Annotated in this window: 28 protein-coding genes; 25 read left to right on the forward strand and 3 right to left on the reverse strand. The window is 37.2% G+C overall.

Annotation, left to right across the window (positions count from 1 at the left end; genetic code table 11):
* The first annotated feature begins 129 nt into the window (after positions 1–129).
* The 3 genes from thpR to RCJ96_RS01015 all read left to right on the forward strand — a co-directional run bounded on the left by thpR (position 130) and on the right by RCJ96_RS01015 (position 3,981).
* Entirely contained in the window at positions 130–675 is a 546-nt protein-coding gene (thpR, locus tag RCJ96_RS01005) for an RNA 2',3'-cyclic phosphodiesterase (protein WP_000433233.1), read from the forward strand.
* Between the two features lie 137 nt (positions 676–812).
* The gene (pulA, locus tag RCJ96_RS01010) at positions 813–2,954 is read left to right on the forward strand and encodes a type I pullulanase (RefSeq protein WP_416504752.1); all 2,142 of its coding nucleotides are present in this window, start codon (positions 813–815) and stop codon (positions 2,952–2,954) included.
* Positions 2,955–3,183: 229 nt separating this feature from the next.
* Positions 3,184–3,981 (forward strand): phosphotransferase family protein, encoded by a 798-nt coding sequence (locus tag RCJ96_RS01015; protein WP_001055736.1) that lies wholly within the window; start codon positions 3,184–3,186, stop codon positions 3,979–3,981.
* Between the two features lie 3 nt (positions 3,982–3,984).
* Here RCJ96_RS01015 and RCJ96_RS01020 read toward each other — a convergent pair whose 3' ends face one another.
* The gene (locus RCJ96_RS01020) at positions 3,985–4,263 is read right to left on the reverse strand and encodes a YtzH-like family protein (RefSeq protein ID WP_001122234.1); all 279 of its coding nucleotides are present in this window, start codon (positions 4,261–4,263) and stop codon (positions 3,985–3,987) included.
* A 232-nt stretch (positions 4,264–4,495) separates the two neighbouring features.
* Between RCJ96_RS01020 and trmB the strand changes: the two genes are divergently transcribed.
* On the forward strand, positions 4,496–5,149 hold the full coding sequence (trmB, locus tag RCJ96_RS01025) for a tRNA (guanosine(46)-N7)-methyltransferase TrmB (RefSeq protein WP_001239380.1): 654 nt from the start codon (positions 4,496–4,498) through the stop codon (positions 5,147–5,149).
* A 69-nt stretch (positions 5,150–5,218) separates the two neighbouring features.
* Positions 5,219–6,073, forward strand: a complete 855-nt coding sequence (locus RCJ96_RS01030) for a YtnP family quorum-quenching lactonase (RefSeq protein ID WP_416504751.1) — start codon at positions 5,219–5,221, stop codon at positions 6,071–6,073.
* Between the two features lie 195 nt (positions 6,074–6,268).
* Here RCJ96_RS01030 and RCJ96_RS01035 read toward each other — a convergent pair whose 3' ends face one another.
* Positions 6,269–6,580 (reverse strand): PepSY domain-containing protein, encoded by a 312-nt coding sequence (locus RCJ96_RS01035; protein ID WP_000118540.1) that lies wholly within the window; start codon positions 6,578–6,580, stop codon positions 6,269–6,271.
* Between the two features lie 148 nt (positions 6,581–6,728).
* Here RCJ96_RS01035 and RCJ96_RS01040 point away from each other — a divergent pair, with 148 nt between their 5' ends.
* The 16 genes from RCJ96_RS01040 to RCJ96_RS01115 all read left to right on the forward strand — a co-directional run bounded on the left by RCJ96_RS01040 (position 6,729) and on the right by RCJ96_RS01115 (position 21,653).
* Positions 6,729–7,802: a M42 family metallopeptidase gene (locus RCJ96_RS01040; RefSeq protein ID WP_002170155.1), complete on the forward strand. Its 1,074-nt coding sequence runs from the start codon at positions 6,729–6,731 to the stop codon at positions 7,800–7,802.
* 280 nt (positions 7,803–8,082) lie between these two features.
* A complete protein-coding gene (locus RCJ96_RS01045; protein WP_416504750.1) occupies positions 8,083–8,592 on the forward strand; it encodes a DUF84 family protein in 510 nt (169 codons plus the stop codon).
* An 83-nt stretch (positions 8,593–8,675) separates the two neighbouring features.
* Positions 8,676–8,990, forward strand: a complete 315-nt coding sequence (locus tag RCJ96_RS01050) for a thioredoxin family protein (RefSeq protein WP_000838188.1) — start codon at positions 8,676–8,678, stop codon at positions 8,988–8,990.
* 78 nt (positions 8,991–9,068) lie between these two features.
* The gene (locus tag RCJ96_RS01055; RefSeq protein WP_000784614.1) at positions 9,069–9,881 is read left to right on the forward strand and encodes a DUF1444 domain-containing protein; all 813 of its coding nucleotides are present in this window, start codon (positions 9,069–9,071) and stop codon (positions 9,879–9,881) included.
* Positions 9,878–10,492 (forward strand): YtpR family tRNA-binding protein, encoded by a 615-nt coding sequence (gene ytpR, locus RCJ96_RS01060; protein ID WP_001006759.1) that lies wholly within the window; start codon positions 9,878–9,880, stop codon positions 10,490–10,492. The genes RCJ96_RS01055 and ytpR overlap by 4 nt, the downstream gene beginning before the upstream one ends.
* Positions 10,493–10,716: 224 nt before the next feature.
* Positions 10,717–11,061 (forward strand): hypothetical protein, encoded by a 345-nt coding sequence (locus RCJ96_RS01065; RefSeq protein WP_000813337.1) that lies wholly within the window; start codon positions 10,717–10,719, stop codon positions 11,059–11,061.
* A gap of 265 nt (positions 11,062–11,326) precedes the next feature.
* Positions 11,327–15,274, forward strand: a complete 3,948-nt coding sequence (locus tag RCJ96_RS01070) for a DNA translocase FtsK (RefSeq protein ID WP_446699715.1) — start codon at positions 11,327–11,329, stop codon at positions 15,272–15,274.
* A gap of 61 nt (positions 15,275–15,335) precedes the next feature.
* On the forward strand, positions 15,336–16,454 hold the full coding sequence (locus RCJ96_RS01075) for a nicotinate phosphoribosyltransferase (RefSeq protein ID WP_000658369.1): 1,119 nt from the start codon (positions 15,336–15,338) through the stop codon (positions 16,452–16,454).
* A 252-nt stretch (positions 16,455–16,706) separates the two neighbouring features.
* Complete coding sequence (murC, locus tag RCJ96_RS01080) at positions 16,707–18,017, forward strand: UDP-N-acetylmuramate--L-alanine ligase (protein WP_000219470.1); 1,311 nt, start codon at positions 16,707–16,709, stop codon at positions 18,015–18,017.
* Between the two features lie 120 nt (positions 18,018–18,137).
* Positions 18,138–18,551 carry a MerR family transcriptional regulator gene (locus RCJ96_RS01085; RefSeq protein ID WP_416504139.1) on the forward strand — a complete coding sequence of 138 codons (414 nt, stop codon included), beginning with the start codon at positions 18,138–18,140 and terminating at the stop codon, positions 18,549–18,551.
* On the forward strand, positions 18,541–19,446 hold the full coding sequence (locus RCJ96_RS01090; RefSeq protein WP_416504138.1) for a DMT family transporter: 906 nt from the start codon (positions 18,541–18,543) through the stop codon (positions 19,444–19,446). Before RCJ96_RS01085 ends, RCJ96_RS01090 begins: the two co-directional genes overlap by 11 nt.
* A gap of 59 nt (positions 19,447–19,505) precedes the next feature.
* On the forward strand, positions 19,506–20,054 hold the full coding sequence (locus tag RCJ96_RS01095) for a GNAT family N-acetyltransferase (protein WP_416504137.1): 549 nt from the start codon (positions 19,506–19,508) through the stop codon (positions 20,052–20,054).
* Entirely contained in the window at positions 20,051–20,542 is a 492-nt protein-coding gene (locus RCJ96_RS01100; RefSeq protein WP_001003140.1) for a GNAT family N-acetyltransferase, read from the forward strand. The genes RCJ96_RS01095 and RCJ96_RS01100 overlap by 4 nt, the downstream gene beginning before the upstream one ends.
* A 77-nt stretch (positions 20,543–20,619) precedes the next feature.
* Complete coding sequence (locus RCJ96_RS01105) at positions 20,620–21,024, forward strand: PH domain-containing protein (protein ID WP_074606460.1); 405 nt, start codon at positions 20,620–20,622, stop codon at positions 21,022–21,024.
* On the forward strand, positions 21,021–21,203 hold the full coding sequence (locus RCJ96_RS01110) for a hypothetical protein (RefSeq protein ID WP_074606462.1): 183 nt from the start codon (positions 21,021–21,023) through the stop codon (positions 21,201–21,203). Before RCJ96_RS01105 ends, RCJ96_RS01110 begins: the two co-directional genes overlap by 4 nt.
* A gap of 15 nt (positions 21,204–21,218) precedes the next feature.
* Positions 21,219–21,653 (forward strand): hypothetical protein, encoded by a 435-nt coding sequence (locus tag RCJ96_RS01115; RefSeq protein ID WP_074606464.1) that lies wholly within the window; start codon positions 21,219–21,221, stop codon positions 21,651–21,653.
* Positions 21,654–21,687: 34 nt separating this feature from the next.
* Here the strand turns inward: RCJ96_RS01115 and RCJ96_RS01120 are convergent, their stop codons facing one another.
* Positions 21,688–22,803 (reverse strand): aminopeptidase, encoded by a 1,116-nt coding sequence (locus RCJ96_RS01120; protein WP_000654739.1) that lies wholly within the window; start codon positions 22,801–22,803, stop codon positions 21,688–21,690.
* Between the two features lie 187 nt (positions 22,804–22,990).
* Here RCJ96_RS01120 and RCJ96_RS01125 point away from each other — a divergent pair, with 187 nt between their 5' ends.
* The 4 genes from RCJ96_RS01125 to ccpA all read left to right on the forward strand — a co-directional run bounded on the left by RCJ96_RS01125 (position 22,991) and on the right by ccpA (position 26,563).
* The gene (locus RCJ96_RS01125) at positions 22,991–23,503 is read left to right on the forward strand and encodes a DUF948 domain-containing protein (protein WP_001197726.1); all 513 of its coding nucleotides are present in this window, start codon (positions 22,991–22,993) and stop codon (positions 23,501–23,503) included.
* On the forward strand, positions 23,503–23,829 hold the full coding sequence (ytxJ, locus tag RCJ96_RS01130; RefSeq protein WP_074606466.1) for a bacillithiol system redox-active protein YtxJ: 327 nt from the start codon (positions 23,503–23,505) through the stop codon (positions 23,827–23,829). Before RCJ96_RS01125 ends, ytxJ begins: the two co-directional genes overlap by 1 nt.
* Before the next feature lie 117 nt (positions 23,830–23,946).
* Entirely contained in the window at positions 23,947–24,963 is a 1,017-nt protein-coding gene (locus RCJ96_RS01135; RefSeq protein WP_000738019.1) for a CamS family sex pheromone protein, read from the forward strand.
* A gap of 601 nt (positions 24,964–25,564) precedes the next feature.
* A complete protein-coding gene (gene ccpA, locus RCJ96_RS01140; protein ID WP_001103286.1) occupies positions 25,565–26,563 on the forward strand; it encodes a catabolite control protein A in 999 nt (332 codons plus the stop codon).
* The last annotated feature ends 15 nt before the right edge of the window (positions 26,564–26,578 follow it).

The following is a 26,578-nucleotide window of genomic DNA, read 5'->3' on the forward strand; positions in this document are numbered from 1 at the left end:
TCGAAATGTCGATATCATTTCATCTATTAACGCGACCTGAACTTGGTTAGACTTGTAGGGAAGTTGGATTCTTTTTAATGGAATGAGATAAGAAAGAAAAGCAACAATAGAAAGAAGGAGAAGATGTACATGGAGCCACATTATTTTGTCGCGATTACGTTACCAAATCATATAAAAGAAGTGCTGTCTAACTATAGAGAGGAAATGCAGGAGGAATTACCATTTCGTTCGTGGGTACATAAAGAAGACTATCATATTACCCTTTCATTTTTAGGTAGTGCGACAGAGGAACAATTAGAAGGAATAAAGAATGGATTACAAACACTTATAGAAACGAAAGAACTATCGTTCACATTACAAGGGTTTTCAACGTTTGGTATGGAAGACAGACCGCGTATTTTTTGGGCAAAGGTAAGTGAGAATCAAGATTTGTTTCCATTACAAAAGCAAGTACACGCTATTTGTGAAGGGAATGGATTTTCTTTAGAAACGCGCCCGTATCATCCGCATATTACTGTTGCTCGTAAATGGGTAGGGGAAGAAAAGTTTAATTTAGAACATATAAAGGAAGTGCCTGAAATATCATTTCAAGCAGATACGATTACTTTATACGAATCTCACGTGAAAGAAACGCCGAAGTATAAAGCGATTGCTGAAATAAAATTACAAAAATAGAATGTATGAAAACGTTTTTTATACAGGTGAATATACTATAAAGAATAATGTGTTACTGTATAGGGCTTCGCTGATAAGAAAAGCCTTATCATTTGCAGCTCGTTTCATTTTAACTTTAAGAATGATGGTGATTTTTTATGTTGAAAGTAAAACGTCCATTTGATGCCTATTTAGATGAAATGAATAAAATTACAATTTTGCTCCCACATGCGTATGGAACAAGTCGGACATTTCGTTTGCAAGAAGGAAGTAACGTGAAAGATTTACCGATTGCTCATACAATTGCGCTTCCGGATGCAACGAAGTATGAGTGCTTTATAGAAGAGCCGCTAGATGTGGGGAAGTATTATACAGTACGAGATGAACGGAATGAAGAAACAGATTTACAAATAGGTGCTGTCATAAGAACAGAGATTTTTGATGAAAAGTATTATTACGAAGGTACAGATTTAGGTGCTGTATATCAAAAAGAAGCAACTACATTTAAAGTATGGGCTCCAACTGCGAGGCTTGCGAAAGTAAGAATTTATAAAAGTGATAAAGAATATACAGATTACGAAATGTACAGAGAAGAAAATGGAGTTTGGGCTCATACATTGTACGGCGATTTAGCCGGGGAAAAGTATACATTTCTTGTTTGTATAAATTTAATATGGAACGAAGCTGTGGATCCTTATGCAAAATCAGTGACTGTAAATGGGAAGTACGGCGTTGTTATTGATTTGGAAAAGACGAATGTAACAAAGCGAGGGCAATTACCACCTTTACAAGCAATGACAGATGCCATATTGTATGAACTGCATATTCGTGATGCTACTATTCATGAGGGCAGTGGAGTGAGTAAAAAAGGAACATATAAAGGGCTAATGGAAGAAGGAACAAAAGGACAAAATGGGACGTTAACAGGTTTGTCTCATATAAAAGATTTAGGTGTTACACATGTTGAATTATTGCCTTTATATTGTTTCGGTGGTGTAGATGAGGCAAACCCTTCCTCTGCATATAATTGGGGGTACAATCCATTATATTACAATGCGCCAACGGGATTTTATGCTACAAACCCATCTGACCCGTATAACAGGATCGTAGAGTGTAAGCAACTGATTGAAACATTTCATGAACACGGCATTAGGGTGATTATAGATGTTGTATATAATCATGTGTATGAAAGAGAGCTATCATCATTTGAAAAGCTTGTCCCAGGATATTATTTTCGTCATGGTGAGAATGGTATGCCTTCTAATGGGACGGGAGTCGGAAATGATATAGCATCTGAACGGAAAATGATGAGGAAATTCATTGTAGAGTCTATTTTATATTGGCTTACGGAATACAATGTTGATGGATTCCGGTTCGACTTAATGGGGATTTTAGATGTCGATACAATAAATATAATAGAAAAAGAAGTGCGAAACATAAAGCGAGATGCATTGCTATTAGGAGAAGGGTGGGATCTGCAAACACCACTTCCTCTAGAGGAAAAAGCAACGTTAAATAATGCAAACAAAATGCCGCATATTGCGCAATTTAATGATCAATTTCGTGATGGGATAAAGGGAAGTACCTTTCATATAAATAAACGTGGTTTTGCATTTGGTGGGCATGTAGATCGTAATCATTTGCAGTATATAGTATCAGGAAGCCTTTTGAGTATGAAAGAAACAGGTTTGTTTCTAGAGCCTGTGCAAAGCATTAACTATGTAGAATGTCATGACAATATGACGATGTGGGATAAACTAATGCGCAGTAATGAAGAGTCGGAAGAGATTTTGAAAAAACGTCACGTGCTAGCAACTGCAATGGTGATTCTGTCGCAAGGCATCCCTTTCTTACATGCGGGGCAAGAGTTTTATCGTACGAAGCAAGGGAATGAAAATAGTTATAATGCAAATGATGAAATTAATCAATTAGATTGGGATCGAAAAGAGAAAGAAATAGAGACCGTTAACTATATAAAAGGTTTAATTGCGATTCGTAAAGAGCACGGAGCATTCCGATTACAAAACGCAGACCTAATAAAAAAGCACATGACTTTTTTGCAAACATCGCCAGAAGTACTTGCATACCACTTAGAGCACGTAGAATCGTTTGGACCGTGGAAAGAGATTGTCGTTTTATTTAATAGCAGTTTAGAAGCGAAAACGGTGCAACTTCCGAAAGAAGAAACGTGGCATGTGTTAGTAAACGAAAAGCAAGCGAAAATAGAGCCAATTTCTTCATTTAGAGGAAAGGAACTTAGGCTCTCTCCAATTAGCACGTATATATTGACGATAATGTGACAAATCGCTACTTGACGGTGAGAATGTAATAAATGTAGAATTGACAAAGGTGACGATTTTGATAAGTTGTCATTCTATGGCTGGTTTTGTAAAATAAAATAGAGAGTTTTTGGCTTATGCCAAATTTTCTTTTCATTTACAGTAAAATATATATGAATCCACAACATGTGTAGAAATGTTGCGGTTTTTCTTTTCATAACTATAAAAGATAAGGATTTGTTAACGGGTAATGAATATGGAATGGTTGGAACAATTATTAGGAAAAGAGTGGAGTCTTGTACCGGCTGGTGGAGTAACGGGCGATGCATATATTGCGCAAAACGGACAACAGAAGTTATTTTTAAAGCGGAATACATCGCCCTTTTTAGCGGTATTGTCAGCAGAAGGAATTGTTCCAAAATTACTTTGGACAAGAAGGGTAACGAACGGTGATGTAATTTCTGCTCAAAAATGGCTTCCGGGACAGAAGTTAGAGCCAGAGGATATGAAACTAGAACGTGTTGCGAAACTTTTGAAGAAAATACACTCCTCTAAAGCACTTGTGCAGATGATTCAGAGACTTGGGAAGCAGCCGCTTCACGCACAAGAGTTATTACAACAACTGCAACTTGTTTTAAGAGGAGATATAAGGGATGAGGAAACAATTCAGCAAGGTCTTCAATATTTAATGGATTCATTAAAAGATATTGAATACAACGAATTCGTTGTATGCCATTGTGATGTAAACCATAACAATTGGCTATTGTCGGATGAAGATGAGTTGTTTTTAATTGATTGGGATGGAGCTGTAATTGCTGACCCAGCTTTAGACCTCGGTATGTTATTATATTGGTACATTCCGCGCCAAGAATGGAGTGAGTGGCTCGGTTATTATGATATTGAAATGGATGAATCGCTGCTTAAACGTATGAGATGGTATGTGATAGCACAAACGATTTTGTCTATTCAATGGCATACAACAAAAAAGCAGCAAGCAGAAGCTGAATATTGGCATCAATATTTACAGCAACTACTTGCTTCAGAGTAATACTTAAGAAAAATTGTCCATTCCAGCAATCCACTGAGTAAGTTGTTCTTGATTATTGGAAATGTGGTTGTCCAAATTAGAGGAAGATTTACCCGATTGACTATAAGAATATACATCGTTTAGCATTGCTTTAGCGTCACTACTTATATTATCGTTTGCGAGTAACGATTGAATGAGACGCTCTAATTGCTCGCATTCAGAAACTGTCCCGCAACAATCACTTTGGTGATTGACTAAAATATCTTTCAGCACTTCTAATTGATGTTGTTGATTAATTGGCATGAACGGATCATCCTTTCGATTGTTTTTCTCTTCTTAGAAAAGTAAGAGAAAAAGCTGTTTCGTCATGGAATGTTTAATGCTGTATGTAGTTTTTATCAAAATGGTACATCTTATACTTGAAAGAAACGGACCGAGTGCTCGTACGTACTTGGTTTTTTGTTTGGTAGATTGATTAAAACAGAAAGAAGGAATTATTCCTTTAAAATAGCTATGTAAAGAGAGGGAAACATCTATGCGTTTAAGACATAAACCATATGCAATGGATCGAATTAATGAGTATTCACATATCGTAATCGGAAACCCAGAGGAGCGCGCTGGTAACTGGAAAGAAGTATTTGGAAATGAGCAACCCATTCACATCGAAGTAGGTACAGGTCGTGGCCGCTTTATGTATGATATGGCAAAAGCGAATCCACATATTAATTATATTGGAATTGAAAAATTCACAAGTGTTGTTGTAGACGCACTTGATAAATTAATTGAAGAAGAATTACCGAACTTAAAGTTAATTAATAAAGATGCTGAAGATTTAACAGTTTTCTTTGCAAAAGGTGAGATTGATCGCGTGTATTTAAACTTCTCAGATCCATGGCCAAAGAAACGTCATACGAAGCGTCGTTTAACGTATAAAACGTTTTTACGCAATTATGAAGAAGTGTTAGTAGAAGGCGGAGAAATTCATTTCAAAACAGATAACCAAGGTTTATTTGAATATTCTCTTATGAGTATGGCTGAGTATGGTATGTTACTAACTTACTTAAGCTTAGATCTTCATAACAGCGACTTTGAAGGTAACATTATGACTGAGTACGAAGAGAAATTCTCTAGTAAAGGTCATCGCATTTACCGAGTAGAAGCAAAATATCGTACAGAGCCTATGCAGTAATGCATAGGTTTTTTGTGTCTAAAATAATCAGAATTTTATGTTAGTATTGTAAGAAAAGGGGGATGAAAAATGGAACAGTTACAAATTGGAGATATAAAAGTGACGTGGCTAAAAGGTGGGAACACACATTTAGATGGAGGAGCAATGTTTGGCGTTGTACCGAAAGTACTTTGGTCACGTAAATATAAACATAATGATACAAATCATATTTATTTACGAACAGATCCGTTACTTTTACAAACGAAAGATGGCAACATGCTCATTGATTCTGGTATAGGAAATGGTAAATTGAATGAAAAGATGAAGCGGAATCAAGGTGTAACGGAAGAGTCGTCAGTTGAGAATTCTTTAGAAAAGCTGGGACTAAAGCCTGAAGATATTCATTACGTTTTAATGACGCACCTTCACTTTGATCATGCATCTGGTTTAACGAAATGGGAAGGTGATCAACTTGTACCAACTTTTCCAAATGCGAAAGTTTACGTAAGTGAAACAGAGTGGAATGAAATGAGAAATCCAAATATTAGATCCCGTAATACATATTGGAAGGAAAATTGGGAGCCGATTGTAGATCAAGTTGTTACGTTTCAGCAAGAAATAGAAATTACGGATGAAATAAAAATGGCGCATACAGGTGGACATAGTAATGGACATGCAGTTATTGCTTTGGAAAGCAAAGGGGAAACGATGCTGCATTTAGCAGACCTATTGCCGACGCACGCCCATCAAAATGTATTATGGGTAATGGCTTATGATGATTATCCGATGACATCAATTGAAAATAAGCAAAAGTGGATGAAGTATGGAGCTGAAAAGGATGCTTGGTTTACGTTTTATCATGACGCGTATTATCGTGCAGTAAAGTGGAATGAAGAAGGGCATATTGTAGAAAAGATAGAGAGAAAAACGAGTATAGAAGCATAAAAATAGGAGGTTGTTCCAGAATATTTGCTGGAGCGATCTCTTTTTTATTGTCGGCTTTTGTCTGCAAGTCGATATAATTGGGAAATCGCCGATATAAACGGAGTTGCGCCGATATATTCGAAAAAACGCCGATATAATTTCAATCACTATCTGCAATTAAAAAATAAGAGGTTCACCTAATGGGAACCCTCCTGTTTATGCTGCTATAACCTCTAAAACAGTACCTGTTTTAGCATCAACTAAAAATTCAAATCGTTCTTGTATATCATTTAACATCGTTGTAAGACCGCCGCGATACACTTCATACGCGACATCATATTTTTCAAATGTCTCTGGAACCATATGTACCCAAGAGCCAGTAATTTCACCTTTATGACTTAATGCTTGTTTCACCATTTTCAATGCTTTTTCTGAAGAAATATGGGATTGTTCTTGTACTTTGTTTGCAACGAAATAACCAGCTGCGAACCCAACGCCAAGACCTGCTACTAAACCTTTCCAGCTCATATATTCACCTCAATTCTATAAAATAAAAATAGTGTACCGATAATAATTATAAAGCAAATACAGCTAAAAAAGAAGAAACTAGAAACATTTCGAAAATTTCGTTACAATAAAAGAGGTATTCTACTAAGGTTTGAAAGAAGGGGACTTCGTGAATAAAGAGACATTACAATTATTTCGTACGTTAACAGAATTACAAGGTGCATCAGGTTTCGAACATGATGTACGCCGTTTTATGAAGCAAGAATTAAGCAAATATGCAGATGAAATTGTACAAGACGGTTTAGGTAGCGTATTTGGGCTGAAAAAAGGGGACGAAACTGGCCCGCGTGTTCTTGTAGCAGGTCATATGGATGAAGTAGGTTTCATGATTACACAAATTACGAAAAACGGAATGCTTCGTTTTCAGCCTTTAGGCGGCTGGTGGAGCCAAGTACTATTAGCTCAGCGCGTTCAAGTTATGACGAAGAATGGCCCTGTTATTGGGGTTGTTGGTTCTATTCCTCCTCATTTATTAAGTGATGCGCAACGTGCAAAACCGATGGATATAAAAAATATGTTAATTGATATAGGCGCAGATAGCTATGAAGATGCGATTGAGATTGGTGTAAAACCAGGACAACAAATCGTGCCAATCTGCCCGTTTACGCCGATGGCAAACGAAAAGAAAATTATGGCGAAAGCTTGGGACAACCGTTATGGATGTGGCCTTGCAATCGAATTACTAAAAGAATTAAAAGACGAAACATTACCAAACACATTGTACTCTGGTGCGACTGTACAAGAAGAAGTTGGTCTTCGCGGTGCTCAAACTGCTGCAAATATGATTCAACCAGATATTTTCTATGCGCTTGATGCAAGTCCAGCCAACGACGCATCTGGTGATAAAACACAGTTCGGTCAATTAGGAAAAGGTGCTCTTCTTCGTATTTATGACCGTACGATGGTAACGCATAGAGGAATGCGCGAATTCATTTTAGATACAGCAGAAACACATAACATTCCGTACCAATACTTTATTTCGCAAGGTGGTACAGATGCGGGCCGTGTACATACAAGTAACTCAGGTATCCCATCAGCAGTGATTGGTGTTTGCGCACGTTACATTCATACACATGCTTCTATTTTACATGTTGATGACTATGCGGCAGCAAAAGAGTTAATTACGAAGCTTGTAAGAGCAACGGATAAAACGACGTTAGAGACAATTAAAAATAACGCGTAAGGAGGAAGGGCGAAAAACCCTTCTTTTTTTAGGTTGAATAGATGCTCGAACGATGTATGGTAGCGGTTAGTGCCTAATTAGTGTTCGAATGATGTATTAAGATCCCGAGTATGAAGAGAGAGGTAGGCTGTTTTTGTGTAGAGGTCCGCAATGTTACTCGATCACCTCTTCTTTTTAGAGTGAAGAGGTAATCGAGTAATTGGTCATGGTGGCGGTGCTCCCATGTATAAAGAATAACTTGATTAAAGTAAGATGATAAATTTTTATAGAGGTGAACGAAATGAAAGTAGTAGTTGGATCAAAGAATAAAACGAAGGTTGGAGCTGTGGAGAAGGTTTGGAAAGATGCCGAAATTACATCTCTTTCTGTTCCTTCAGGAGTAGCAGCACAACCGTTTTCAGATGAAGAGACGATGCAAGGAGCGATCAATAGAGCGAAGCGAGCGCTAGAGGAAGGAGAAGCTCAAATTGGTATTGGACTAGAAGGCGGCGTGATGAAAACGGAGTACGGTTTATTTATGTGTAACTGGGGCGCGCTAGCAACAAGTGATGGTAAAACGTTCGTTGCCGGCGGGGCACGTATTACGTTACCGGATGATTTTTTAGCACCTCTTGAAGGTGGTAAGGAGTTAAGTGAAGTGATGGAAGAGTTTGTACAGAGAAAAGATATTCGTAGTCATGAAGGTGCTATCGGTATTTTTACGGATGATTATGTGGACCGTACGGAATTATTTGTACACGTTGTTAAGTTACTTGTTGGGCAATATAAGTATGATGAAAAGCAAGCATAAACCTTGCACCGTGCGCGATGTATGGTAGTATAAAGGAAAGATTATAACATGAAAAAATGCACTCGTTAGAGGAGGAAATATAGATGAAATCATTAGAAAGCATGGAGCAATTCCAAGAGTTAAAAAATGAAGAGAATGTAATCTTTATGTTCTCAGCAGAATGGTGTCCAGACTGCCGCTTCGTAGATCCATTTATGCCGGAAGTAGAAGAGAAATATAGTGATTTCTCATTTTACTACGTAGATCGTGATGAGTTTATTGATCTATGCGTAAAATTAGACGTATTTGGCATTCCGAGCTTTGTAGCGTACAATAAAGGTGAAGAAACAGGTCGCTATGTAAACAAAGATCGTAAAACACAAGAACAAATCGAAGAGTTCATTGAAGGTTTAAAATAAGGCTATTTGCCAATTGAATTGTAAAACAACCTCTACCTTCGCGGGGGAGGTTATTTTTTTGGAAGGGAGGAAAAAGAGATGAAGATGACAAGTAAAAAGATGAAAGACGAGTTAATGAAGAGATTATCTCGCCCGGAATGGGACTTTCAGTATGATAGTGAGAAAGAAGTTCTACGTATAGAACAGAAAGACTCAAAAAAAGGTATTAACGTATCGCTTCCAGGAGTTGTAGCAAAATGGGAAGTGAATAAAGAAAAGGCGATTGAAGAGGTTGCCTACTACGTACAAGAAGCGTTAATTGCGATGCATAAGGAAGAAAATAGCGCGGCAAAAATTTTACCTGTTATTCGCTCTACTTCTTTCCCGAAACAAGCAGAAGAAGGAAATCCGTTCATTATGACGGATCATACGGCGGAAACACGTATTTACTATGCGCTAGATTCGAATAAAACATATCGTCTTATTGATGAGCGTTTATTACAAAAATTAGGGCTTACAGAGCAACAAGTGCGTGAAATGGCATTATTCAACGCTCGCTCATTAAGTTATGAATTTAAACAAGACACAGTAGCAGGTAATACATTCTACTTTTTAAACACAAATGATGGGTATGATGCGACTCGTATTTTAAACGAATCGTTACTACAATCGATGCGTGAAAAGATTTCTGGTGACATGGTTGTTGCTGTTCCTCACCAAGATGTATTAATTATTGCTGATATCGTCAACGAAATCGGTTATGATATTATTGCACAAATGACAATGAAATTTTTTGCCGAAGGGCATGTTCCGATTACATCACTTTCATTCGTATATGAAGATGGGGACTTTGAACCAATCTTTATTTTAGCGAAGAATCGGAAGAAGACAGATGGAAAAGAGAAAGGATGAACGAAGTGAACGTTTTTTACAACCTTGAAGGAATTGGTGACACTCTAATTGTTGCCTTACAAGATATTACTTTAGAGAACCGTACTTTTGATCGCAAAGGAGATGTTGCACGCGTATATGACCGTGAAAGCAACGAAACAGCAGGATTCAACATCTTTAATGCATCTTCTTACTTAGAAGTAAAAGAAACAGGTAACCTTACATTAACGAAAGAGCTTGTAGAAAAAATTAACGAAATTTTAGCGAAGAACGGCTTTGAAGAAACAGTAGAAGCAGATCTTTCTCCGAAATTTGTTGTAGGCTATGTAGCTGAAAAAGAGAAACACCCAAATGCCGATAAGCTAAACATCTGTAAAGTAGAAATCGGTACAGAAACATTACAAATTGTATGTGGCGCACCAAACGTTGATGCAGGACAAAAAGTTGTCGTTGCAAAAATCGGCGCTGTAATGCCAAGCGGTATGTTAATCAAGCCAGCTGAGCTTCGCGGAGTTCCTTCTGCTGGAATGATTTGTTCAGCACGTGAATTAGAGCTTCCAGATGCTCCACAAGAAAAAGGTATTCTTGTATTAGAAGATAGCTTTGAAGTTGGACAAGAATTTAAATTTTAATTGATATAAGAAAAGAGAGGTTGTCCTTTTGGATGACCTCTCTTTTCATTTTTTTTGTCAGTAAATCGATATCCTGTGTTGAATCGTTGATATATTGCGAGTTGTGATAGATATATTCAGAAAATCATTCATATTCATAAGGATGTCACCTTTTTTCACAAAATCTATATTGTATTTTATGAACAATCTAGTTAAAATTTAGAAAAATAGAAGGGGATAGACTTATGAAACAACAACCAAAAATCGCAGAACTTCTGAAACGAATTGAAACTTCAAAACAGCAAGATATCGAGTTAGGTACTTATGAGATATATTTGTTTAGTCAAAATGAATTAGAAAAAGGACAAATTGGTTATCGATATGATAAACATAAAAATTCATTAATAAGTAAAGAACACGGAAAATGGAAAGATGAATGGATTGTTATTGGATATGAAACAGATATGGGAGACCCAGTTTTCGTGAATATCGATGATGATGCGTATCCAGTGTATACGGCAGAGCGTGGTACAGAAGTGTGGCAACCCGTTCATATTGGAAATATAGATGAGATTATAAAACAATTATAAAACAATTATAAAACAATTATAAAACAATTATAAAACAATTATAAAAAACTTTGAGATTGGTGCAAAGTGTAACGGATAGTGTAGATGAATATTGGAAGAGTAAAGCTTAAACGCAGTCTTACATGTAAGGGTGCGTTTTTCTATATGAAAACAATCGTAAATTAGAATATTATGGATAAATATGACATGCTTAATTTTACCTGCACTTTTTGCCGAATGCTGATACAATAAAGGATGTTACTATTTAGTAGAAAGAGTGGTAAGCATGTTAGATTGGATGAAAAAGCTGTTTAACAAAGAGGAAGAACAAACAGCGATGAATAAAGAAGTACCAAAGCAAGTTGAAAGTCAGCCGAAAATTCCTCGTGTAAACCACTACACTGAAGCAAGAGAAGCACAAATGGCAAGTAGGAATGCAGGTAAATGCCGTTTTCCATTAGTACCGGATAATGGGTTCGATGAAGAGGATGTTATAGAAACAGGGCATTTTGAAGAACAACCTGTTCAAGCTGTAACATATGAAAATGAGCCTATTCAAAGAGGAATCAAAGTGGAAAGAAGCAGACGACAGTATGTGGAGAAGGTAGTTTCTACATATGAAGAACCGGAAATGCAATATGAACCGGAGCGAGAACCTGTCGTAAAGAAAGCATCTACACCAGCGCAAGAAAGTAACCGTAGACCATTTCGTCCAACAGAAATGATTTCGCCAATTTACGGATATAATCGTCCTTCAGTAGAGAAAAAGGAAGAAAAGCAGGAGGAAGTAAAGGAAAGAGAAGACCTTGAAATATCTGTAGAGGGCAAATCAGTCGTTGATGCATGGTTAGAGAAAAAAGGATATACATTATCTGATTTCTCAGATGGACAAGCACCGACTTCTTCTAGTCATGGAGCTGCTAACCAGCAAGGAGAGCGACAATATGAAGAGAGTAAAAAGGAAGAAAAGTCAGTTGTCGATCAATGGCTAGAGAAAAACGGTTATGAAATCGAACGCCAAGAGCCTATAGTAGAAGAAAAAGAAGTGGTTCAAGAAATGAGTGCACCGCAGGAAGTTCCAGCGGCTGAATTACTTCATGAAACAATTGCTGAGCGCATGGAAGGTGCGAAGCAAGAAAGTGATGTAGTGGACAAAAACATTCTACAAGAGGAATTAGTAGATTCTAAAGTAGAGCACGAGGATACGATATTATCAGAAGAAATTAAACGTAGTACACAAATAGAACAACCTACTATTGAAGTAGAAAAACAAGCACCAGAAGAATCAGTGATTGTCAAAGCAGAAGAAAAACTTGCAGAAACAATTGTTGTAGAAATACCAGAAGAAGTGGAAGTAATTGCAGAAGCGGAAGAACCAGAAGAAGTGGAAGTAATTGCAGAAGCGGAAGAGTCAGAAAAAGTAGAAGTAATTGCAGAAACAGAAGAGTCAGAAGAAGTAGAAGTAATTGCGGAAGCAGAAGAGTCAGAAGAAGTGGAAGTAATTGCAGAAGCGGAAGAACCAGAAGAAGTGGAAGTAATTGCGGAAGCGGAAGAATCAGAAGAAGTGGAAGTAATTGCGGAAGCGGAAGAATCAGAAGAAGTGGAAGTAATTGCAGAAACAGAAGCACCAGAAGAAGCCGAACCTGTAGCACTTGAGGAAATGCAACAAGAAATGGTGTTAAATAAAGCAATTGAACAAAAGAATGAATGCATACATGTTGCTGAGGCTGATGAACAAACGAAAAAAGATGTTCAAAGCTTTGCGGATATTTTAATTGCAGAAGAACAACGAGTTGTAGAGGAAGCACCGGTCGTAGAAGAACAATCAGTTGTAGAAGAAGCACCGATTGCAGAAGAACAACCAGTTGCAGAGGAAGCACCGATTGCAGAGGAAGCACCGGTCGTAGAAGAACAATCAGTTGTAGAAGAAGCACCGATTGCAGAAGAACAACCAGTTGCAGAGGAAGCACCGATTGCAGAAGAACAGCCAGTTGCAGAAGAAGCACCGGTAGTAGAAGAACAATCAGTTGTAGAAGAAGCACCGATTGCAGAAGAACAGCCAGTTGCAGAAGAAGCACCGGTCGTAGAAGAACAGCCAGTTGTAGAAGAAGCACCGATTGCAGAAGAACAACCAGTTGCAGAAGAAGCACCGGTCGTAGAAGAACAACCAGTTGCAGAAGAAACATCGGTCGTAGAAGAACAACCAGCTGCAGAAGAAACACCGATTGTAGAAGAACAACCAGTTGTACAAAAAGAAGAACCAAAACGTGAGAAAAAGCGTCACGTACCATTTAATGTTGTTATGTTGAAACAAGATAGAGCGCGATTAATGGAAAGACATGCGTCTAGAACGAATGCAATGCAACCTTCTATGAGTGAACGAGTAGAGAATAAGCCTGTACATCAAGTAGAAGAACAGCCACAAGTGGAAGAAAAACCAATGCAACAAGTAGTAGTGGAACCACAAGTGGAAGAAAAACCAATGCAACAAGTAGTAGTGGAACCACAAGTGGAAGAAAAACCAGTGCAGCAAGTGGTAGTAGAACCACAAGTGGAAGAAAAACCAATGCAGCAAGTAGTGGTAGAACCGCAAGTGGAAGAAAAGCCAATGCAGCAAGTAGTGGTAGAACTGCAAGTGGAAGAAAAACCAGTGCAGCAAGTAGTAGAGCCACAAGTGGAAGAAGTGCAGCCAGTACAACAAGTAGTGGCAGAGCAAGTACAAAAGCCAATTTCAAGTACGGAAGTAGAAGAGAAAGCATATGTTGTAAATCAAAGAGAGAATGATGTGCGCAATGTATTGCAAACGCCACCGACGTATACGATTCCATCATTAACATTACTATCGATTCCGCAGCAAGCAGCGTTAGATAATACGGAATGGTTGGAAGAACAGAAAGAATTATTAGATACAACGTTTAATAATTTCCACGTTGGCGCACATGTTATTAATGTATCGCAAGGTCCAGCAGTAACTCGTTTTGAAGTACAGCCAGACCCAGGTGTAAAAGTAAATAAAATTACAAACTTAAGTGATGATATTAAGCTAAGTTTAGCTGCGAAAGATATTCGTATTGAAGCGCCGATTCCAGGGAAGAGTGCGATTGGAATCGAAGTTCCCAATAAAGAAAGTAAGCCAGTATTTCTTCGTGAAATTTTAAGAAGTCCTGTGTTTACAAAGAGTGAATCACCGCTTACAGTTGCGCTTGGACTTGATATTTCAGGTGATCCAATTGTAACGGATATTCGAAAAATGCCACACGGACTTATTGCGGGTGCAACAGGGTCAGGTAAAAGTGTGTGTATTAACGCCATTTTAACGAGCATTTTATATAAAGCGAAACCACATGAAGTGAAGTTAATGTTAATCGATCCGAAGATGGTTGAGCTTGCACCATACAATTCTGTTCCACATCTTGTAGCACCTGTTATTACGGATGTAAAAGCAGCGACAGCTGCATTAAAATGGGCAGTTGAAGAAATGGAGCGCCGTTATGAATTATTTGCGCACGCAGGAGCTCGTGATTTAACTCGTTACAATACGATTGTAAGTGAGCGAGAAATTCCGGGAGAGACATTACCTTATATCGTTATTGTCATTGACGAGCTAGCCGACTTAATGATGGTAGCACCTGGTGATGTTGAGGAAGCGATTTGTCGTATTGCGCAAAAAGCACGTGCTTGTGGTATTCATTTATTAGTAGCGACGCAGCGTCCATCTGTAGATGTTATTACAGGTTTAATTAAGTCAAACATTCCAACGCGTATTGCGTTTACTGTATCATCTCAAGTTGATTCGCGTACGATTATTGATATTGGGGGCGCGGAGAAATTACTTGGTCGTGGTGATATGTTATTCTTAGGGAACGGTACATCTAAGCCAGTTCGTGTACAAGGTGTATATGTATCGGATGATGAGATTGAAAAGACAGTTGATCATGTGAAAAAGCAAATGAAGCCGAATTACTTATTTAAGCAAGAGGATTTATTAGCGAAAACAGAACAGGCTGAGTCGGAAGACGAATTGTTCCTTGATGCATGTCAATTTGTTGTAGAACAAGGGGGAGCGTCCACATCTTCTGTACAGCGAAAATTCCGCATCGGTTATAATCGCGCGGCACGTCTCATTGAAGAGATGGAATCGCAAGGAATTATTTCTGAAGCAAGAGGAACGAAGCCAAGAGATGTCCTTATTTCTGAGGATGAATTTGCCGCTATGCAGGAAACAAATGTATAGTAAACGGTTTTGCTGTATACTAAGAGAAAATGTTGGATAGTAAAGTAGGGAGTAAAGCGACATGAAAGAAATTGAATTAAAATTAAAAGGTGAAATAAATAGACTAACAAATAAAACATTTAAATTTGACGAACGCGTTGGAGAAGGTTGGTTCTCTGCCGTTTACTTTTTAAAGACTAGAGAAATCATCGAAGAATTTCGCCCGAAAAGTGTTGTAACGATGCAATTTTTCCAAAAGGAAAATGCAGTTCTTTGCGGAACAGATGAAGTTATTGCATTGCTACAAACATTCGCTAAAAATCCTGAGGAACTTGAGATTAACTCTTTAAAAGATGGCGATAAAATTAGTCCATTTGAAACAGTGTTAACAATTCATGGTCCTTATGAAAATTTCGGATTTTTAGAAGGTGTTATTGATGGGATTTTAGCTCGTCGTACATCGGTTGCGACAAACGTATATAACGTTGTCCAAGCTGCACGTAGCGTAGATAAAGAAAAACCAGTTATTTTCATGGGAGACCGTGATGATCATTATACACAACAAGCTGGTGACGGTTATGCAGCATACATCGGTGGTATGAGCGCACAAGCGACGCATGCGATGAATGAATGGTGGGGCAAAAGTGGTATGGGGACAATGCCTCACGCATTAATTCAAATGTTTAATGGTGATGTTGTGGAAGCGGCAAAAGCATATCATAAAAAATTCCCAGAAGATGAATTAGTTGTATTAATTGATTACAACAATGATGTCATTACAGATGCACTTCGCGTAGCACGTGAATTTGGATCAACATTAAAAGGTGTACGTGTAGATACGTCTCGCACGATGATTGATCAATACTTCATTCGCCACCCAGAAGTACTTGGAACATTCGATCCACGTGGTGTAAACCCATCGCTTGTATTCGCACTTCGTAAAGCACTTGATGAAGAAGGATTCCAGCATGTAGACATCGTTGTAACTGGTGGATTTGATGAGAAACGTATTCGTGAATTTGAAGCTCAAAACGTACCTGTTGATATATACGGAGTAGGAAGTAGCTTATTAAAAATGAATATTGGCTTTACTGGTGATAACGTAGAATTAAATGGAAAACCGGAAGCGAAAGCTGGTCGTAAATATCGTCCAAACCCACGTCTAGAACGTGTTCAATTAGAAAAAAGAGAAGATATGTAAGAGAGAGAAAAACTGATAGGTGATTGACCCTATCAGTTTTTCTGTTATCATAGTATAGCGGCTTCTTTTTTGCTATAATGGATTTGTTATGGACATAAAAAAGAAGTACGTACGAGTTTATCCTGATAAGTGAAGGGAAGAATAACTTCACTACATCAAAAATGTATGATGATTACCAAAATAAGAAAAGATTCATATACTGTCTTATAGATAGGCCGTTGTATTAGTTCGAAATGTTGGAGGTTCTTTAAGATGACAGTTTACCATTTTGTAGGAATTAAAGGAACAGGAATGAGTTCATTAGCGCAAATTCTTCATGACATGAAGCATACTGTTCAAGGGTCTGATTATGAAAAGCGTTTCTTTACACAAACAGCGTTGGAAAAGCGTAGTATCTCGATTCTTCCTTTTGATAAAAGTAATGTAAAAGAAGGACAAGTGATTATTGCAGGAAATGCATTTCCTGATACGCATGAAGAAATCGTAGCAGCAAAAGAATTAAACATCCCAGTACATCGTTACCATCACTTCTTAGGTGACCTTATGAACCAATACACAAGTGTTGCTGTAACTGGTGCACATGGAAAAACATCAACAACTGGTTTGTTAGCCCATGTAATGCAAGGTGCACACCCTACATCTTACCTTATTGGAGATGGAACAGGGCATGGGGTAGAAAATAGTAAGTATTTTGTATTTGAAGCTTGTGAGTATCGTCGTCATTTCTTGTCTTACAATCCAGACTATGCGATTATGACAAACATTGATTTTGATCATCCAGATTATTTCACAGATATCAATGATGTATTCAGTGCATTCCAAGAGATGGCATTGCAAGTGAAAAAAGGCATTATTGCATGTGGAGATGATGAAGAACTTCAAAAAATTCAAGCGAAAGTACCTGTTATTTTCTATGGATTTGGAGAAGATAATGATTTCCAAGCACGTAACATTCAAAAGAGAACAGATGGTACTATTTTCGATGTATTCGTTCGTAATACGTACTATGACACGTTCAAAATTACAGGATACGGCAATCACAGCGTATTAAATGCATTAGCAGTAATCGCGCTTTGCCATTATGAAAATGTTGATGTAGAAGCAGTTAAGCATCAGTTAACAACTTTTGAAGGCGTAAAACGTCGCTTTAATGAGAAGCCGATGGGAGAGCAAGTTATTATTGATGACTACGCACACCATCCGACAGAAATTAATGCAACGATTGAAGCTGCTCGTCAAAAACATCCAGAGCGTGAAATTGTCGCTGTATTCCAGCCACACACATTCTCACGTACAGAAAAGTTCTTAGATGAGTTCGCTGAAAGCCTAAGCAAAGCTGATCAAGTATACTTATGTGATATTTTCGGATCAGCGCGCGAAAACAAAGGTGAATTAACAATCGAAGATCTGCAAAAGCGTATTGACGGTGCAGAATTAATTACAGATACAACAACGGATGTATTAAAGAAACATAAAAACGGCGTTCTCATTTTCATGGGCGCAGGAGACATCCAAAAATTCGAAGCAGCTTACGTAAAAGAAGTTCAAGTTGCAGAGAAGTAATAGAAAAGACGCATAGCTTAGCTGTGCGTCTTTTTTGTTGTGTTTGATTTTTATTTACGTATTGACCTAGAGCTAACTCTAGGTTGTAAGATGAATATGTAAAAACAAGGGGGAGAAAACATGTATAAAATCGGTGAAGTAGCAGAATTAACAGGGATGGGTATTCATACTTTGCGTTACTATGAGAAATTAGGATTAGTACCACCACCAACGCGAAATAGCGGGATTCGTCAATATACAGAAGGTGATGTGCGCCTATTAAAATTTTTATGTTCATTAAAACAAACTGGAATGTCATTAGAAGAGATGGCTGAGTTTGCAAGTGATGGATGCATTATAGAGGAAATTAGGCAGAGGAAAGAGGAAGTGCCAGCGAAAGTAAAAAAGAGAATTTCAATTTTAACAACTCATTTAGAAAGGTTAAAAGAACAGCAAGAACAATTGCGAAAAGTTGTCCAGCTAACAGAAGAGAAGTTAGAAATCTATTACGGTTTTCTAGAAGGAAAAGACTTGGAGGCCGACAATGAAAAATAAAGTATATGCGCAGTTATTAGGATTTGCGATATTTACTGGTGGAACATTTAATGCTTCGAAATATGCGGTGCAGTATTTCGAAGCGATTCATATAGCAGCATGGCGTTTTGGGATTGCTGCATTTGTGATGTTATGTCTGTTAAAAATACGAAAAGATTTTGAGGTAGAGGTATGGAGGCAGAATAGGGTCTATTACTTTTTGTTAGGTATTGTTGGTGTATTCGGCTTTAACTTCTTTTTCTTTTTGGGAATGAAACATACAGAAGCTATGAATGGTGCACTTATTATGGCAACAAATCCGCTTGTTACGATGTTATTAGCAAGTGTCATTTTACGGGAGACAATAGTAAAGCGCCAAGGTGTTGGAATGTTACTTGCACTACTTGGTGTTGTTTTTGTGCTTACACAAGGCTCGTTTACCGCACTACAAAATTTATCATTTTCAAAAGGGGATTTTTATATTTTATTAGGAAATATTTGCTGGGCGTTATACGGCGTGCTAGGCAGAAGGTTTATTAAAACTGGTAATCCAATACAAACGACGACATATACGATGACTATTGGTGCACTTGCCTTTATGATCATATCTTCTACACAAAAAAGTATAGTACCAGTTTTAGAAATTCCTTTGTTGGCATGGGGAGCGATTCTCTTTATGGCAATTGGAATGAGTGTGCTTGGTTACTTATGGTGGAATAATGGAATTGCTCAAATTGGTGCAGCAAGGACATCTTTATTTTTTAATCTAGTGCCTGTAGTTACAATGATTATTTCTTTTGTAGAGGGAGTAAATATAGCACCCGCACAATGTATAGGGATGATATTGGTTATTACGGGAGTATTGTGTTCATCAGGTTTTATACAAATAAAATCAAAAGAAAGTGTGAATATTTAACATTTTTTATTTAGAAATGTTAGAATAATAAGAAAAAATAAAAAGGGGAGCTAAAAAACATGTTCACACTCCGGGTAGACGACGAAATCGAATTACAATTATTAGAGAAGCATCATAAAGAGGAACTATATCAATTAATAAATCAAAACCGCAATCATTTAAGAAGATGGCTTCCTTGGGTAGATGGGACGAAATCTGCTGATGTTTATAATGAGATTTGTCCGATGTGGTTAAAGAAGTTTGCAGAGGGAGACGGTTTTGAAAGTGGCATACGTTATAAAGGAAAGCTCGTTGGGATGGTAGGTATTCATCCAGTGAGCTGGGGGAAGAAAGCGGCAAGTCTCGGTTACTATCTGGCAGAAGATGCTGGCGGGAAAGGTATTATGACGCGTAGCGTAAAGGCTGTACTTCACTATGCATTTGGGAATTTAAAATTAAATAAAATGGAAATTAGATGCGGTGTTGAAAATGTGAAAAGCCGCGCGATCCCAGAACGTTTAGGATTTAAGTTAGATGGTATTTTAAGAGATGAAGAATGGCTATACGATCACTTCCACGATATCGCTGTATATAGTTTATTAGCTTCAGAGTGGAAGGAGATTCGATGAACGAGAAGATACGCATTATTCCGTATGAAAGTACGTTTCAAGATGAAGTAGTAGATCTTATCGTTCATATTCAGCAAAAAGAGTACAATGTCCCCATTACGAAAGAAGAGCAGCCGGACCTGCTTGAAATAGAAACATTTTATCAAAGGAATCATGGCAACTTTTGGGTAGCAATTTATGATGGTAAAGTAGTTGGAACAGTAGCTTTATTAGATATTGGGAATCATCAAGTAGCGTTAAGAAAAATGTTCGTAAAAAAAGAATTTCGCGGAAAAGAGTGGGGTGCATCACATAAGTTGCTCCAAACAGCAATTTCGTGGGCTGAGAATAAAAAGCTGAAGGATATTTACTTAGGAACGACAGTGAAATTTTTAGCGGCGCATCGCTTTTATGAAAAGAATGGTTTTGAAAGTGTGAGTATAGATGAGTTGCCAAAAAGTTTTCCAGTGTTGCAGGTGGATAAGAAATTTTATAGATATATTGTTTAAGAAGGTCATGTAGAAATGGCCTTTTTTTATGAACTAAAATGGAAAAAGTGGTATAATTTAGGTTAGGGGGTGCGTGTATGAACTTTCCGATTCAAAGAAGTAAGTCAGTAGTCATTTTCGTTTGTCTTACGTTAGCTTTTATGTTTGTATATCCACTCGTCATGATTATCGCTAATAAAGAGCAGTGGATGACAGCGTTAATTGGGATGAGTTTATGCTTCCTTGTTAATGTCCCACTCGTTTGGGAAGTATTTATTAAAAAGCATAAAGTAGAAGATGGTGTATTAAAGTACGGTATTTTAAATGATGATGTTGTATTAAAAGATATAAGAGTTGTTCGTCAAGTTGGAAAATACCTTGAAATTACGACAAATGCATACAAAGTACATATGGTTGCGATGCCGCAACATATGACTGAATTTTTGGCACTTATTGAGAAAGAGAATCCACATGTGAAAATAGAAATGGTAGGGAAGAAATGAAATATGTAAAACCTTTGTTTTGTTTAGAAATATTATTTGTGCTTGTTGGTTGCACTAGAGTATATATGAAATGGGATTTGCCATTATATGTGCCAATATTAATAGATACTATTGCAGTGGTACTTTTGTATTATTTTCACTTTCAGCAAACAAAAAGCGAGAAAAGTAGGTCTATGTAGTTAGGAGGATTAGTAATGAAAAAAGTCCTTATGTTATTTGTACTTCTGCTAACCGCATCCGTTCTTTTACTAGGATGTAGTATGAAGAAGGAAAAAGTAGATATGAACTTAGAAAAGGCGCAAAAAGTTGAAATTGAATCACTTACTGATTCCAGTGAGAAGAAAGTAATTACCGATAAGAAAGAAATTCAAAAGCTGTTTGAAGTCATGAAAATGGATAAGTGGGAAATGCAGTCGGCTCCTTTAGATACTCCGCAAGGGAAAACATTTAAAATGTACCAAGAGGATACAACAAAATTATCGGAGTCGAGTAAAGATAAAAAGGAGTTACATGAAATTGGTACGATGACAGTATATAAAGATGTCCCTTATGTTGAAGTTGAAATGAAAAATAAGAAAATGAGTTTTAAAGTGCCAGAAGATGTGGCGAAAGACTTATTAAAATATTAAAAAAACGCTCGGAAAAAATCCCGAGCGTTTTTCATTATTTTAAGTTCTCTGGATTTAAAGCTTCTAATTCAGGTACAACGAAGCGTCCGTCTTTACGGATTAGTACATCGTCGAAGTAAATTTCGCCGCCGCCGTATTCAGGGCGTTGGATGCATACTAAATCCCAGTGAATGTTCGAGTTGTTACCGTTCCAAGCATCGTCGTAAGCTTGTCCAGGAGTGAAGTGGAAGCTGCCATCGATTTTTTCATCGAATAGGATATCTCCCATTGGATGTAAGATGTATGGGTTTACGCCAATTGCGAACTCACCAACGTAGCGTGCGCCTTCGTCTGTATCGAAGATTTTGTTAATGCGCTCTGTATCGTTTGCAGTTGCTTCAACGATTTGTCCGTTCTCGAACTTAAGTTGTACATTTTCAAATGTATAACCGTTGTAAGGAGATGGCGTGTTGTAAGAAACTGTACCGTTAACAGAATCACGAACTGGTGCAGAGTATACTTCACCGTCTGGAATGTTTAAATGACCTGAGCATTTAATTGCTGGAATGTCTTTAATAGAGAATGTTAAGTCAGTTCCAGGTCCAGTTAGGCGCACTTTATCTGTTTTATTCATTAATGTAACAAGGCTATCCATCGCCTTATCCATTTTACCGTAGTCTAAGTTACAAACTTCGAAGTAGAAGTCTTCGAAAGCTTCTGTGCTCATTTTAGCAAGCTGCGCCATAGAAGCATTTGGGTAGCGAAGAACAACCCAGCGTGTTTTCGGAACGCGGATGTCTCTATGAACTTTCTTACCAACTGTTTGACCATGAATTTGCATTCTTTCACTTGGCACGTCAGCTTGTTCGTTAATGTTATCGCCAGAGCGAAGACCGATATAAGCGTCCATATCTTTCATTACGCTTGCTTCATATGCAGCGATTTGTTCAAAATGTTCTTCAGTAGCACCCATTAATAAAGAGCGATCTACTTGATGATCTTTTAAAGAAACGAATGGGAAACCACCAGCTGCATATGCTTCTTTAACAAGTGCAGTTACAAGTTCTTTTTGTAAGCCAAAGTTTTCAATTAATACTTTTTCGCCTTTTTGTAAGCGAATAGAGTAGTTAATTAAATTGTATGCTAACTTTTCAATGCGTGGATCTTTCATATGTAAAGCCTCCCTACTAATTATGTATCCTCTCCTATTGTAACCTACTTAGTGGAATTTGTTGAATGATTTATGTTAAAGTTAACGAATAAGTATGAAAATTCTAATGAAAAGATAGGGATTAGAACGAAACGGAAAATGATTGTATAATAGGGGAAAGTATGAAAAAGATAAAGGAAGTGATGAAATGCAAGTTCTTTTATATGTAAGTGCAGCTATTATCGCGGTTGCTTTCGCTGTATTAGTAGTGTATGTATGCAGAACGTTGTTATCGGTTCAGAAGACGTTAGAAAACGTTGCAAGTACGTTAGAAGGTTTAGAAAAGCAAATGCAAGGAATTAGCGTAGAGACGGAGCAATTATTACATAAAACAAATGCGTTAGCTGATGACATTCAACAGAAGTCACAATCATTAAATAAAGTAGTATCGGGTGTAGATGGAATTGGAACGACAATCCACTCCTTAAATACGAAACTTCGTAATGTATCAGAGTCTGTTACGGACGAAATTGAAAATAATGCAGATAAAGTAGCACAAGTTGTACAGTGGAGTAGCGCAGCAATTGAAGTATACAATCATTATCGTGCGACAAGACAAGAGAAAAAGGTTGAAAAAGAAGAGCGTAAATTAGAAAGACTTGAGAAAAAAGCTGAAAAGAAAGAGAAGCGCTCTAGACTTCGTATGAGAGGTGAATCGTAATGAATATGACAAAACTTGAAACAATTGAAGAACTTGAAGTACTAGTAGAAAAAAACGAGCCTTATGTTCTTTTTAAACATAGTACGACATGTCCTATTAGTCATGGTGCTTATACAGAATTTCAAGCTTATTGTAGTGAAGAAAGGGCGGTACCAGCGTACTACTTATACGTACAAGATGCGAGAGATGTTTCGAATCGTGTTGCAGAACAGTACAGCATGAAACATGAATCTCCGCAAGTGTTATACATAAAAGATGGGATGGTAGTATGGAATACGTCTCATTGGAACATTAAAAAAGATGTTTTAGAAGAGAATATTAAGTAAAAAGAAGCAAGCGAAAGGTGCTTGCTTCTTTTTTTTGTTTTTGTTGAAATATATTTAATGGTAAACTGTTAATAGTTCAAACTAAATAACTAGATTGTTGAAAGTAGGTTTTAAGTAATGAAGAAAATGGCATTATCCTTCGCAGTCGTAAGTTTATTACTAGGAGCTTGTAGTAATGATACGATTAGTAAGAAGGATGAAGTTATACAGAAAGATACGAAAGAAAAAAGCATGATTCCGAGAACTGCTGTTTCTAAAGATTATTATAGAACTGTAATTCCTTTAAAAGAACAAAAGGTTATAAATACAGCTAATGTAAAAACAAATTCTAAATTAGATTTAGCAGAGTATGAAAATGGTTTAATGAATATTGCAAAAGAGCAATTTGATACAGAAAACCATGTGCTTCAATTAAATCAGTATATTCCTGAGAAGTTAGTTGATGAACTAGTCGCAAAAGTAGAAGCACCCGTTTTGACAAATATTATAGAACAAGACTATTTTGGGAAACAGAATTCAAATGAATTAAGTTTATCTGGCGTTGTAATTGGGTTAGCTATGTCTTCAAGTGTATCCAATGAAGAGGCAATGTCTAAGGGGACTGAAGTTGCTAAGCAACTTATTGAAGCTATTCATAAAAATGACAAGTATAATAAATCCCCAATTACGTTTGCTATCTTTAAGCAAGAAAGTACAAGTTCTTTAAAAAATGGCACGTATATTGCTAGTGCTACCGTTCAAAAGAATGATACGAACCTTGGAAATTGGAATGCAATTGAAGAAAAAGCGTATTCATATCCTTCCGATGAATTTACACAAGCACATGGAGAAGATAATGAAAAAATAAATAAATTTGCTGAGGCAATGAAAGGTTTTTCTCCTGGAGACTTTATCCCAGTAAATGCTAAAGTTTCTTATAAGAAAAATCAAATGGATACATTAAATATGGATATTGTTATTAAATATAACGGTAAAACAGAATTAATGGCTCTTACTCAACTCGCCGCTCAAAGTATGTTAGACCAATTACCGAAAGATGCAAAAGTACAATTGCAGATAAAGTCCGAGAATAAAATTGAGGCAATTGTTATAAAAGAGAAAAACAGCGATAAACCGTTTGTTTCCTTCTTATAAAAAAGACAGTGTTTAAACTGTCTTTTTTTACTGTAAATGAAAGGGGACGATGGGACAGGGCGTCACGTAATACGCTCCATATTTCCGCTGTACTAATCTCAAAGAAAGAAACCTATTTTACCCTTGCATTGTCGATGTAACGCATTCTACAGGGGGATGGGATCTTCTATTGCCAATTGTAGAGTACTTACAGCTCCAACGCATCAAATGCCTATCATTGTCGATTTTTGTTGGTAAGTCGATATATTTGGAAAACTGCTGATATATTTCGAGTTGCGGTCGATATATTTGGAAAATCGCTGATATAAATTTCATGTACTATCGTACTGCTTAAAATAAGGTTTCTACTTATGAAACATCTATATTTTTACAAAAAATGCCCTTTTTTTCATAAAAAATACGAAAATACGAGAAAAGAAGCGAATTTTTTCGAAACTTTTGCGGGAAAATATTGTATGAGCCTGCGTTTTTATCGTATCATTAGTAAAAGGAAGAACTCGGGACGATTGGTGGCATCTGCAAATAGAGTTGATGTCTTTTTTTCATTCAAGTAACCGATACATAAAAATAGATAGCAAAAACAGAAGGAGTGTGCGATGAGATGAACGTAACAATATATGATGTAGCGCGCGAAGCGAACGTTTCAATGGCTACCGTATCACGCGTTGTGAACGGTAATCCAAATGTAAAGCCTACAACAAGAAAGAAAGTATTAGAAGCAATTGATCGTTTAGGATACCGCCCAAATGCGGTAGCACGTGGACTAGCAAGTAAAAAGACAACTACAGTAGGTGTTATTATTCCTGATATCTCAAATACGTTTTATGCAGAACTTGCTCGTGGAATTGAAGATATCGCAACAATGTACAAATATAACATCATTTTAAGTAACTCTGACCAAAACAAAGAGAAAGAGTTCCATTTATTAAATACGATGCTTGGAAAACAAGTGGACGGAATTGTTTTCATGGGTGAAGATATTACAGATATTCACGCTGAAGAATTTAAAAAGTCTCCAGTACCAATCGTATTAGCAGCGTCATTTGATGAGCAAAATGAAACGCCATCAGTAAACATTGATTATACACAAGCAGCTTACGACGCAATGAAGCACTTTATTGAACAAGGACATAAGCGTATCGGTTTCGTCTCTGGTCCTTTCATTGATAAAGCGGGGAGTGCGAAGAAGTTACAAGGTTATAGAAAAGCTCTAGAAGAAGCAGGTATTTCATATGATGAAAATCTTGTAATCGATGGAGATTACACATATGACTCAGGTATCGAAGCATTCGAAAAGCTTTGGAGCCTTGATGAAAAGCCAACAGCGATCTTCGTATCTTCTGACGAAATGGCACTAGGTGTAATCCACGCAGCACAAGACACTGGATTAAATGTACCAACTGATGTAGAAGTACTTGGTTTCGATAATACACGCCTTGCATTAATGGTTCGTCCACAACTTTCAACAGTTGTACAACCGATGTATGATATCGGTGCAGTAGCAATGCGTCTATTAACAAAGTATATGAACAAAGAAAAAGTGGAAGATCACACTGTTATCTTACCTCACCGTATCCAATTTAGAGATTCAACGAAGTAAGTATAAAAAAGCTCA

The organism is Bacillus sp. BSL6, from assembly GCF_052928345.1.